Source organism: Bacillus sp. XB1, from assembly GCF_053557995.1.
Window position 1 is genome coordinate 1137778 of the sequence record NZ_JBNRIL010000002.1, and the last position, 11240, is coordinate 1149017.

8 protein-coding genes and 4 pseudogenes are annotated in these 11240 nt (G+C 32.5%); 7 read left to right on the top strand and 5 right to left on the bottom strand.

Features of this window, described 5'->3' with window-relative positions; translation table 11 throughout:
- Window positions 1-4 precede the first annotated feature (4 nt).
- Together ACK1U5_RS21150 and ACK1U5_RS21155 are read left to right on the top strand one after the other, a co-directional pair.
- Window positions 5-798: pseudogene (locus tag ACK1U5_RS21150) on the top strand (transposase); the annotation flags it as partial.
- 124 nt (window positions 799-922) lie between these two features.
- A pseudogene (locus ACK1U5_RS21155) lies at window positions 923-1036 on the top strand (DUF4179 domain-containing protein); the annotation flags it as partial.
- Between the two features lie 284 nt (window positions 1037-1320).
- On the opposite strand, the gene ACK1U5_RS21160 reads toward ACK1U5_RS21155, so the two are convergent.
- Window positions 1321-2208, bottom strand: coding sequence for a hypothetical protein (locus tag ACK1U5_RS21160; protein ID WP_223277239.1), 888 nt, complete (start codon window positions 2206-2208; stop codon window positions 1321-1323).
- 227 nt (window positions 2209-2435) lie between these two features.
- Between ACK1U5_RS21160 and ACK1U5_RS21165 the strand changes: the two genes are divergently transcribed.
- Window positions 2436-2783 carry a hypothetical protein gene (locus tag ACK1U5_RS21165; RefSeq protein WP_048568752.1) on the top strand — a complete coding sequence of 116 codons (348 nt, stop codon included), beginning with the start codon at window positions 2436-2438 and terminating at the stop codon, window positions 2781-2783.
- Between the two features lie 377 nt (window positions 2784-3160).
- On the opposite strand, the pseudogene ACK1U5_RS21170 reads toward ACK1U5_RS21165, so the two are convergent.
- A pseudogene (locus tag ACK1U5_RS21170) lies at window positions 3161-3797 on the bottom strand (transposase); the annotation flags it as partial.
- 152 nt (window positions 3798-3949) lie between these two features.
- Between ACK1U5_RS21170 and ACK1U5_RS21175 the strand changes: the two are divergent.
- Window positions 3950-4300, top strand: coding sequence for a hypothetical protein (locus tag ACK1U5_RS21175; RefSeq protein WP_223277240.1), 351 nt, complete (start codon window positions 3950-3952; stop codon window positions 4298-4300).
- A pseudogene (locus ACK1U5_RS21180) lies at window positions 4266-5048 on the top strand (transcriptional regulator). The gene ACK1U5_RS21175 and the pseudogene ACK1U5_RS21180 overlap by 35 nt, the downstream one beginning before the upstream one ends.
- Window positions 5049-5667: 619 nt before the next feature.
- On the opposite strand, the gene ACK1U5_RS21185 reads toward ACK1U5_RS21180, so the two are convergent.
- Window positions 5668-5949: an LCI fold-containing protein gene (locus tag ACK1U5_RS21185; protein WP_448814836.1), complete on the bottom strand. Its 282-nt coding sequence runs from the start codon at window positions 5947-5949 to the stop codon at window positions 5668-5670.
- Between the two features lie 399 nt (window positions 5950-6348).
- Between ACK1U5_RS21185 and ACK1U5_RS21190 the strand changes: the two genes are divergently transcribed.
- Both ACK1U5_RS21190 and ACK1U5_RS21195 read left to right on the top strand, forming a co-directional pair.
- Window positions 6349-6456: a YjcZ family sporulation protein gene (locus ACK1U5_RS21190; RefSeq protein WP_080481858.1), complete on the top strand. Its 108-nt coding sequence runs from the start codon at window positions 6349-6351 to the stop codon at window positions 6454-6456.
- Window positions 6457-7389: 933 nt separating this feature from the next.
- Window positions 7390-7854, top strand: a complete 465-nt coding sequence (locus ACK1U5_RS21195) for a hypothetical protein (protein ID WP_048568748.1) — start codon at window positions 7390-7392, stop codon at window positions 7852-7854.
- A 1063-nt stretch (window positions 7855-8917) separates the two neighbouring features.
- Here ACK1U5_RS21195 and ACK1U5_RS21200 read toward each other — a convergent pair.
- Window positions 8918-10272, bottom strand: a protein-coding gene (locus ACK1U5_RS21200; RefSeq protein ID WP_095209622.1) for an IS3 family transposase whose coding sequence is annotated in 2 segments (ribosomal slippage) — window positions 8918-9819 and window positions 9819-10272 — 1356 coding nt in all. Because the reading frame shifts where the segments join, the coding sequence is not laid out codon by codon here.
- A 101-nt stretch (window positions 10273-10373) separates the two neighbouring features.
- A partial coding sequence (locus ACK1U5_RS21205; protein WP_448814837.1) for a Gly-Xaa-Xaa repeat protein occupies window positions 10374-11240 on the bottom strand: 867 nt, incomplete at its 5' end.

Genomic DNA, 11240 nt, shown 5'->3' on the forward strand with positions numbered 1-11240 from the left:
TCTTATGTTTATAGACTATAACAAAAAACAACTTACTTTTCCATTAGATGTTGAGGTTCATATTCCTGAACATCATCCTTCACGCGTGGTTCATACAGCTGTAGAAGCTATGGATTTCTTTATTCTCTTATCACTCAAAAATGATGTTGAAAGTCTTATTTATATGCCTACACAAAAGGAATCTATTCTTCTCTAAAAATCAAGGAACAACTCCATGAAAATATCCATTTCATGTGGCTTTCTGATGAAAAAACACCAGTTTTTCGTACAATCAATCGTTTTCGATCAGAGCGCATGAAAGACGTGATTTATGAAACGTTCTTCTCTCTTATCGACCTGTTGAAACAAAAAGGACTTGTCAAAACCGAAGATTGTTTTCTAGATGGCACAAAAATCGAGGCAAATGCCAATCGATATACGTTTGTGTGAAAAAAATCAACAGAAAAATATGATCAAAAACTAGATGAGAAGTACCAAAAGATTGTCGCTACAATTGAACAAGCAAGTAAGGAAGATCCGAAGGCTGAATTAGAAGAAATGCAAACGAAAGATGTCCATCCAGTCACTTCTGAAAAAATTACACAAACCATTCAGAACTTAGAAAAGCGCCTGCAAGATGAACCGAAAAATAAAACGATGAAAAAAGCAAAACACCAGTGAGAAAAGAATCTTCTTCCACGCAAAGTAAAATACGAAGCTCACAAAAAAATATTTCAAGAAAGAAGTAGCTTTTCGAAAACAGATACATATGCGACGTTTATGCGGATAAAAGAAGATCACATGAAAAATGGGCAACTTCACCAAAGGGTGAAATCTGCCCGAAATGAAGCTGAGTTCATTCATAGATTGTTTGAATTAGCTGTTTAATCTCTCTGTTAACAGGATATTGCCTTTCTATGGTTGTAGTGAATTGTTTTTGCACCAGAACCCTTTCAAACAACCGCTCACGTTAGATGTAAATATAAAAAGAATTGGAAAAGTATCTGGTTCTTGGAAAGCACAACTTCAAATTGACCCTACCAAATTAAAAAAATAAAGTAAGTTTAAATGAAAAAAAGAATAGAACGATGTGTATTCAATATCATGCTTATATTCTTCTTTGTGTTACTTACATGTATTTCATACATGATTTCTACTCTATCTTTTTTAATTTCATAATCATAAAAAGGTAGTAAAGTAAGTAGCCGGTTCCGTAAAGTACAGGGAACCAGCTGAAATGTGTCCAAATTGTGTTCAAACGTACAGTTTTCTTAAAATGATATGGTGATCCCTACTAGGTCTATTAGCTTTAAAAAATCTTAAGAATTTTAATTGTATTGTTTAAGGAGTAAAAGTTTGTTCCATAAACATGTTCACGTAATATGGTACAATAGCTCCTGCTTGTTGAGCATCTGCTGCATGGTTTGCTACTAGAGTAATATATTTAGTAGGAAAAGCTGAAGGTAGAGGATCTACTTTATCATAGTCATATGTATCATGAATTCCAATATATACTTTCCAAGAACTTTTTCCAGGTTGTTTTTCTGCCATCCAATCATATGAAAATTTACCGACTGTTAAATAAAAATCTAATCCTGAATTTCCAATACTAGTTGCAGCACTTTTACCCATACCGCCAATTACATTTCCACCCTGACTATTTGTCTTTTTAATTTGTTGAGCCATTTCTACTGATATCTGTGTATAGATTTTTGTTAAGGAGAACGCATTAGATAAAGAACTACCTACAGGGTACTCTCTATCACTAGGGTTATCTTGTAAAGAATGCTTTAAAAAGTTACCAGCGGTTGGACAATCTAATGTTCCCATAGCAATTGCTAATGCATTGAATTCAGAACGATACCATGATTTGGAGTTTAAGGCAGCTCGTTGTATAGGTGCCATATTAGACTGTGTGTTATTTACAGAATTTAAAGATGATTCTTGGTTCATAATATCATAGTTTTCAGCAGCGCTAGCTTGAGATTTTTTTAGTTTATCACCTATTGCTTTAGCTTCATCACCATATACGACTTTACTAGAACCTGTTTCTACAGGCTCAGTAACTTTAAAAGTCTGAGATTTGCCATCCCAAGGACTCTTAATAGTTGATCCTTCTGATATTACATGGTTTGTATCATTAGGTTCGGCGGCAAATGAAGTGATAGGACTGAGTGATACCGACATAAGTAAAGCAGCAATTGAAGTTGTTCTTAAAATTTTTTTCAATTATTATACACCCCTTTTTTATGTTTAATATATACTATAAATATACTAATAAGACATTTATAGGAAATATCAACTCCTTTATATTAACATATCCAGATGTTAATTTGCAAATGTTTTCTGAAATATGATAATCTTAATACAGTTCTTGAAAATAGTAGAGAGGATAAATAATAAAAGGAGGATAGAAAATTGTGAAAAATAATTTGTTAAAATTAATTGGTAAATCAATGATAATAGTTATATTGTGTTTCGTAGTTGCTTTTTCTATCGTTCAAATTATTTTCATTTGGGGTGTTGCTACAGGATTAGGAAGAGATGATGTAGTTGGATTTTCTAATAATAAATATGTTATTGGCCGCCCACCAGTAAGTTATAATCTCTATGAAAAAAATAGCGGAGAAACTATATTAGATAATGTTATAGGGTATAAAACGGGGAAAGTTAAAAGTTATATTAAAAATGATATAGAATACGTAGTAATAGATGAGAAGAAGGGGGATTATGTGAAAAATAAATTAGGAGATGCTTCTAAAGAAGACATGGAGCAGCTGAAAAAAATACAGGAATTGGAGTAAGAGAGTATCATTTAGTTATAAGCAAATAATAGCTTTTGCAAGTTTCCTGTTTTTCAGCATATTGCTTACTTGTAGATTCTCAATACCAATTACTATATAAATATTGTCTTACTGCTTATATTTTTTCTTTTAAAGAAAATTTAGGCATAAAAAACTGTACCCCTGATCCTTAGACTGTTGAAGTGAACTCTAAAAGTTAGACACGAATGCTAGGTAACTTTCTGGGCATGAGTCCGGTATTGAATGAGAGCACTGAAAAACTTGCATTTTTTATAAAAAAATTCATTTTAGAGAAAAATAGGGTGCTTCTTGTTCAATTTTGAACAGGAAACGCCCTATTTTTTTGCCTATTTATTACTCTTCTTCATTTAGAAGCTTTAAGATTTTTTTAGATTGATAAGGAATATCGGCGTTGCTTCCTGAATTTGCATGCCAAATAAACCCACAGTCGATGCTTGATCGTACCCGTGTTTATGCTTTCACTCACTATTTTTTTCTTCGATTTTATAGCGTTCTCGAGTTAAGCGTTTAAATTCTTCCGTTTCTTGAAAAGCTTGTTGGTCTAAATGTTCCTCTGATTTAATGGCAACTGAATAGGTTTTACTTTTTGCCCCTTCTTAAAAAAACTCTTGGAGTGGACAGACCTTACATTTTTCAACATCAAATAATAAACATTCTTGCACTTGCTCTTGGATGTAAATCTGATTTTTTACTTTTTCTTTTTGCTAAATGCTCCGCTGGACATACAAATAAACCTGCATCTTTATTAAACTTAAATTCATCTTCTTTTTTACGGATTCCTTGTGTCACAATGGGATTTAATTTCGATACTAATTGTAATTGATTTTGGCATATTGAATATTATTTTCCTCCAAATAAGCAGTATCTCCAATAACTGTATCTATTTCCATCGCTCGTTTCATCCGCTGTAATTACCGCAGCTGTAATGATGCGTTTTTCATTCATCGCAATATGCGTTTTATAATCAAAGAAAGAAGAATCCGCTGTTTTATATCTATTTAAAATATTATTTGTTTTTTTCTGTTCTTTGCTTATACGTGCAAAACCCCAGAATCCTAAAATTAAAATAAGGTATATGTTTTTGTATGTCAAAAGTTTTTTTAAGGTTAGGTATTCTTTTTTGTTCGTTTTTAATGTTTTCTACTATGTTTAGTTTTCCGGTAGCAAATACAGAAGTTAAAACAACGAAGAATGAAACTAAACAAATAGAATCAGAAATTGAAGACTATGAAGCTTTATCTCCACTTTTAGAGTTAGTAGAAAAAATGCCAGATGCTGTAGCGAATTCAGGAATTGATTCTGGGGTTGAATGGTTAAACGAAAATAAAGGATCTGAGTTTGCTGGATATACTTTTATAGCAGATGGTGATAATTTAACAGCTGTAGCGGATAACCCTAATGAATCACTTCGTGATGTTAGTTGGGATTGTATTTCTAGTGCCGGAAAAGCGATTGCTATAAATGTTATATCAATTATCAGAAAGACTTGGTGTTGATCAAAATAATATATTTGCACTAACTCAAAACAAAAAATTAAAATACGTACAAAATATAAAATATGTAATGATTGATTGTACAAAGCAAAAACAATATAAAGAACTTTATGAAATAGTCAAAAAAGAGAAAAACGAAAATAATTTCCAATCAAGAGAAGATAAACAATTTCTACTATGGTATGAAGCAATTGCTATATATCGTGTAAATAACGAAACAAGATTGGCATTAACTCTTTTAAATAATGCATTAAAAATAACTGTAACGAATGTTGATTGTTTATCAGAAAGAGAAATAGATATTATGCAATCAATTGCTATATTATATGCGGAAATTAAAGAATATGAAAAATCTATTAATATATTAAAAAATGTTTAAAAAATTTCGATAATTTGGATTTCCCTAGAGATAAAGAAATTAAATTAAAAGTTGTTTTTAATTTAACAAAATGTTTAAATCTAATGGATCAATATGAAGAATCAATAAAATACAGTGATAAGGGCATGAAAATAGCTATTAATCTAAATACCCTCTATCTATTAGGTGAATTATACTATTTTAAAGCTTCGAATTTATTAAAACTTAAACAACCTAATGAAGAAGCTGTTATTAATAACATGAAAAAAGCATTATTTATATTTGAATTAACAGAAAAATAACATTATATACAAATGATTAAAGAAAAACTTATTGAAATACAGAATGAAAAACACTCATAATTTCGTAAAAACTACCTACAAATCCCTATAGTTTTTAAACTTAGCACTATATTATTAAAAATAAAGTGGTTCAAGTCGGAAGGTACCTTAGGGTGTCTTCTCTTTATTTCTCAATATAACAACTTTAAGAATATGATATTATTTTAATGCAAAGTCCCTTTTGTGCAATGAGATAGTAGTACCCAATAAAAAAGCCCACCTATTTCCGTAGGTGGGCCTTATCTTTATTACACAATATCAATTTATACTTTCTATTTCTCATAAATCTTATGTAATTATACATATATATAAAGTTTACACTAAATAAATATTACATGTAGTAAAATATAAATTGTGGACATGTTCTATAAAGCAGATTCTTTTAAAAGACGTAACATATTGACCATTATAAAAGATATGCCTTCACTCTATTACTGATCTCAAATCTCTTATGCTTTGTAAACTAACAATCTAGTGTATATAGACGATTCTGTTTTATAGGATGTGTTTACACGTATAAACAAAGGGATAATACGGATAAATTTATACAAAATGAATGTGGTTCAAGTCGGAGGAAGGCACCTTAGGGTGTCTTTTCTTTATACATAAAAAAAACCTACACAAAGAAAAAAGCCTCAGATATTGAGGCTTTTCATACAGATATCTATTCTCTATTGTACCCTTCCTTCATAACGAGCTACTCCAGATCCATCAATATTTTTTAAATGCCACTGCATTAACCCATGACAAGTGTACTCTTGAAAAGAATCAGGATAGATTTCATCAGAATAATAAATGTATCTTTCATACTTACCATTACCAATATAGTAATAAGATTCACATATTGGTGCCATTTCGTTTACGGAACTTTCTGTACTTGCTGAAGCTGCCCCAATCCCCCCTGTCAATGCAATACCAGTTGCTAATGCTCCAACTACTAATTTCTTGAACATAATAAATCCCCCTTAAATATTTTTTATAACTTGCCCCTTAAATGTACCACCTTCAAAATTATTGTAAATATTTTGAATTTGTAGAAATATTTATTTGAACTTTGTCAATATTTGTAATGTATTTTATCAAATGAAAAATAGAGGGATTTACAATGATATGTAATAATGCATGTTCATTCAGAAAAAAATAGTGATAAAATCTAAGCAACTGTTCTATTTTTTTCAGTTATCTTTGAAATCTTACTTCTTATTTACCCAAATGGGAGGCGCTTTATGGCGTCTTTTTTTATTAAAAAGAACCTGCTCAATTTCTTCGCAAAAACATAAAGTAAATTGAATCCGTCAAATTATATGCGTACACCCTTGTTTTCCCTCTTACTTAAAGGAGGAACTATTGTTATGGGATATGGTGGTAGTTGCGGTGGCTGTGGTTTCGCTGGAGGGTTTGCTTTACTTGTTGTACTCTTTATCTTATTAATCATTATCGGGTGCAGCTGCTTCTGCTAAAAAACTGTCGGAAAAGACGCCTTTGGGTGTCTTTTCTTTATGTGAAGAACATAATTTTCGGCTTATAAGGGTCACCATATCATTTTAAGAAAATGGTACGTTAAGAAGTTTATAAAGGTTAATAGGGATTAATAAATGTTTATTAATATTTTGCGACATGTTTATAAACATGACAAACCTTGATTTTATATGGATTAAAATTTTGTTCTTAAAGGTATACCTTTATAAACTTTAGTTCACTTTCATCATTGTTGTATGGAACTCTTCTTTTCTGATAGGGGGAGGATCTATACATTGGGAATATGTCAATTTCTTTGGTGCATAGAATATTGAGGAGTTACATTTGACTAATTTACAAACCTTACATCCTTTTTATATAAAAGAGCTGACTTATTTTTAATAAGGAAAAATCTAGATGTCCTTACCTGAACGTACTTTGCTTGTTTTTTTGAAATGTTAATGTTGCTCTTTGTAGTGCAAAGAATAAGATTATCAAATATTAAGAATAGTTAGTATTTATTGTATCAATTTACTACATATTACATTTATGTAAATATTATTATAATGATTTTTTTAAAACTTTCCCCTAATAAAGTTTTGAAAGAGTTGTCTCTGTATTCTCCATGTTGTAAATATGCAAAGAAGAGAGAAAATTAATATTATTATAATGGGATTTTAAAATGAGATTTATAGCATATTAATAGAAATAATACCCTTAATTTCGACGTAATGGAATGAATCTGGAAGGGGGGGCTATGTTACCAGCTTGTACAAATAAAGAAATTATTGTTTCAACAGGCAATGGCTAATCAATCGCTGAAATAGGTACTTTCCGTGTGAAAGTTGAAAATGCTGCTGGTTCAATTGATACAATGTAAACAGAGTCAGTAAAATTAACACGATAAAATCATTGAAAATTGGGAGGGATTTCACATGAAACCATGGAAAAAGAAAATGGGTATGACAATGTTGGCTTCAGCAATCGCATTAGGAGGTGTAGCTACTCTAGAATTAGTTAACCCCGTATCAAAAGCAGCTGCGGCTTCAGGTTACGGAGCTAGCGTAAATACAACAAAGGCAAATTATTATGTTGGTACAGATGCATATATGAATATTAAAATTAAAAATAACAACAAGGCTTATGAAGTTGAGCTTCGTATGCAACCACAAATTCAGCGTGCAAATGGCAAGTGGGAAAATGTGAACAAACCTTTAATTTCTTGGTTTGTACCTGGAGAATATGTAGGAATGAACATTGATATTGGTAAAGTCAATTATGATGGCGTAGGCATTTATGAAAAGGGAAAATATCATTTGAAAGTTGATACGTACAAAACAACATCTTCAGGTTCTGTATATTTAGGAACGTTTAACACAGACGTATTTTATTTAAAATAATATCAATAACAAAACTCCCTTTTAGGGGTTTTCAGAGTAAGGTAAGAGGTATCGAGGATTTAATAGTAGATTCTTTTTAGGAATTTTTAGGGTGGAAAAATACTAACCATATAGAAGTATATTTATAGCGGACGCTCCTATGATGGAAGTATCCGTTTTTTGTTTTATCAGAAAAAGGGTATCGTAATGGGAGCATAAATAATTGACTACGATAATAGGGTAAGATCGCTTCTGCCAAGGACAAGTAATTTATCATTCGCATTCCCTTTCTTTAAAATTCCGGATGAACTATTGTATACTTAGTTTTTACTAGTCCTTTCATGTCCATTAGCTTAAGAAACGCAAATACCCCAAAATAAAAGAATTGACATGTCAGGTAAAAATGTACAATCTTTTGTTTTGGGACGTTATAAAATTCTTAAGTTGATAGATATGTATGATGCCTCCTAATTAGCGAATTAATAATCAAAATTTTTTTATAGTGGACAAGAGGGCCTTAGTTTATCTGGTTACCTAAGCAACTATGAAAATATGTTCTTTTTCTTTGTTATATAAAATTTATATAGTAAAAGCATAATTTAACAAAGCGGACCATTGAACCCGTAAATCCATTCTTCACATATCTCAAACATTGTTTCATAACTAAAATATTTTAAACAAATGTTTGTTTCATTTTCTCATAACTAACTTCTGAATCATATAAGTAAAAAACAGAAGAAAACACCATTAACATATATTCGAAAATTACATTTAGTTATAAAATGAAATTCATATTATAATATTTAATTAATCTATTATGATATCAACGTTGATTTAAAACCAGTCTATATAAAATCAATAAATGAGATTTTTAGAGGAAGGGTGGGCCTATATTTATTAATTTACGTAATTTTCAAACATTAAAATTCAGGATTTTAATATTTGTTATATAATGAAATCAAGCCGTAATCAATATGTTTTCCCCGTTATGAATAATGAGATAATTTATGTGTCCCGTGTAATCGCTTTAAAGAAAAAAGAACTTGTATGAAGTGACCCCTAAAAGTTAGACACGGTTATTTCATTAGGCAGCTTGATAAAAGTGAGTCCGGTATTGTACCGGGCTCATTTTTAATTTTGCCTTAATCCGTTTCGTATTATAATAATCTATATATTTTTCTAATTCTATTTTAAAGTGCTCTACATTTTCAAATTCTTTTATGTATAGGAACTCTGACTTCATAATCCCAAAGAAATTTTCTATTACTGCGTTGTCGTAACAGTTGCCTTTTCGAGACATACTCTGGACGATAGCTCTTGATTCAAGTGTCTGGACGTACTGTCCCATTTGATAATGCCATCCTTGATCCGAATGCATCAGTAGCTGGTGGGTTTCAGGTAAACGTTCCAATGCTTTCTCTAACATGTCTGAAACAAGCGAATACGTCGGTCTAGAACCAATTGTATAGGTAATAATTTCACCATTATACAAATCTAATACAGGTGATACATACAGTTTTTCTCCAAACAATTTAAACTCTGTGATGTCTGTTACCCACTTTTGATTCGGTGCATCTGTATGAAAATTACGCTCCAAAATATTAGGTGCGATTCTACCGACTTTTCCTTTATAGGATTTATATTTCTTCATACGCACGACCCACTTTAACCCAAGCTCTTTCATAATGCGCTGAACCTTCTTGTGGTTCACTTTTTGGCCACGATTCGTTAATTCATCACGAATGCGACGGTAACCATAACGACCTTCATTTTCCTCATAAATCGCTTTAATCTCAGCTTTCAAATCGGCATCTACATCTGGACGATTCATTTTCTTTACTAAATCATAATACGTGCTTCGAGGAATAGTAGCTAGCTCCACAAGTGCCTTCACCGAATATTTATGCCTTAATTCATAGACTACTTGCGCTTTGTCTTGTTTTGTGATTTTTCCTTGTTTTGAACTAAGGCATTTCACTTTTTTAAGTACTCATTTTCCATCTCAAGCTGTTTAATGCGTGCTTCAAGTGCTTCGACTGACCCTTCAGCTAAAGGTTGTTTTAATTGTTTATTTGAATCTTTTTTCATGGATGGACGCCCCTTTTTCTTAGATTGAAGGGCATCAATTCCTTGTGTTTCGAGCTGTTTTTTCCAAACAGAAATCGTTGAAGGGGCAGGAATATTAAAAATAGCTGCCGTCTCAAATAAGGACATACCGTTTTCAATCATAAAGTTTAGTACGTCTAGTTTAAATTGTTGTGTGTAATTTGTACATCGTTTTAGAAAAGCTTCCAGACCATTCTGTTTATATTGGTTTACCCAATTCAAAATGATTGTGTCACTTATACCGAGCGATCTGCCCATTTCTCGATAACTTTCATTCCCGTTCAAATAACGTAGAACGATTTGTATTTTTTCATCAGCTGTAAATTTAGCCATAGAAAAACTGCACCTCCAATTGTTAGACTGTGTCTAACAATTGGGGTGCAGTTCAGTTTCCTCGCTCTTTTTTATTTGTCATAAACAATATATGATGAAATTTAAGCGATTCTAAATACAGTAAGGCGGATGTTAGTATTTCCTGTCGCAGGGATCGTAATCTCATTAAGAGTAGATTGAACAGAAATTCTTGCACCAGCTGCTAATGTTTCTATTGTAGTAAATGAAAGTGAGTCGCCTATTAAATTTGAAGAGAAATTATCAGTTGCGACTGCTCCATTAATTGAAATTCCTACTCCGAGTGGAGCGCATCCTGGCGCAGTTGTAGAAATGGATACGCTAATTACATAAATACCACCATTAATAACAGTAACTGTATCTGTGCCGTTGAAGATAATATTGTTTACGTTAATTGCAGTACTAAAAATAAAATTATTAAATTGCAGTACTGTTTGCTGAATATTGTTTGTTACAACAATTGTTGCTATAGGGAAGCTAGGTCCAGTAGGCCCAGTAGGTCCGGTAGGTCCACCAGAAGGTCCAGTAGGTCCAGTAACTCCTATGCCAGTAGCACCCGTTGGTCCTTGAATGCCTTGAGGTCCGGTAGCGCCTGTGTTACCTTGAACACCTTGAGGTCCAGTAGCACCCGTGTTACCTTGAGGTCCCTGAGGTCCAGTAGCGCCAGTAGCACCTGTGTTACCTTGAGCACCTTGAGGTCCAGTGGCACCGGTAGCGCCAGTAGCACCCGTGTTACCTTGAGCACCTTGAGGTCCAGTAGCACCAGTAGCACCCGTGTTACCTTGAGCACCTTGAGGTCCAGTGGCACCGGTAGCGCCAGTAGCACCCGTGTTACCTTGAGCACCTTGAGGTCCAGTAGCGCCGGTAGCACCTGTGTTACCTTGAGCACCTTGAGGTCCAGTAGCACCCGTGTTACCTTGAACACCTTGAGGTCCAGTGGCACCAGTAGC

What these genes read in the sequence shown, in the direction of transcription:
- ACK1U5_RS21185 (WP_448814836.1), bottom strand. Translation starts at nt 5,949, where the DNA reads ATGTTCAAGAAATTAGTAGTTGGAGCATTAGCAACTGGTATTGCATTG.
- ACK1U5_RS21175 (WP_223277240.1), top strand. Translation starts at nt 3,950, where the DNA reads ATGTTTAGTTTTCCGGTAGCAAATACAGAAGTTAAAACAACGAAGAAT.
- ACK1U5_RS21195 (WP_048568748.1), top strand. Translation starts at nt 7,390, where the DNA reads ATGAAACCATGGAAAAAGAAAATGGGTATGACAATGTTGGCTTCAGCA.
- ACK1U5_RS21165 (WP_048568752.1), top strand. Translation starts at nt 2,436, where the DNA reads ATGATAATAGTTATATTGTGTTTCGTAGTTGCTTTTTCTATCGTTCAA.
- ACK1U5_RS21190 (WP_080481858.1), top strand. Translation starts at nt 6,349, where the DNA reads ATGGGATATGGTGGTAGTTGCGGTGGCTGTGGTTTCGCTGGAGGGTTT.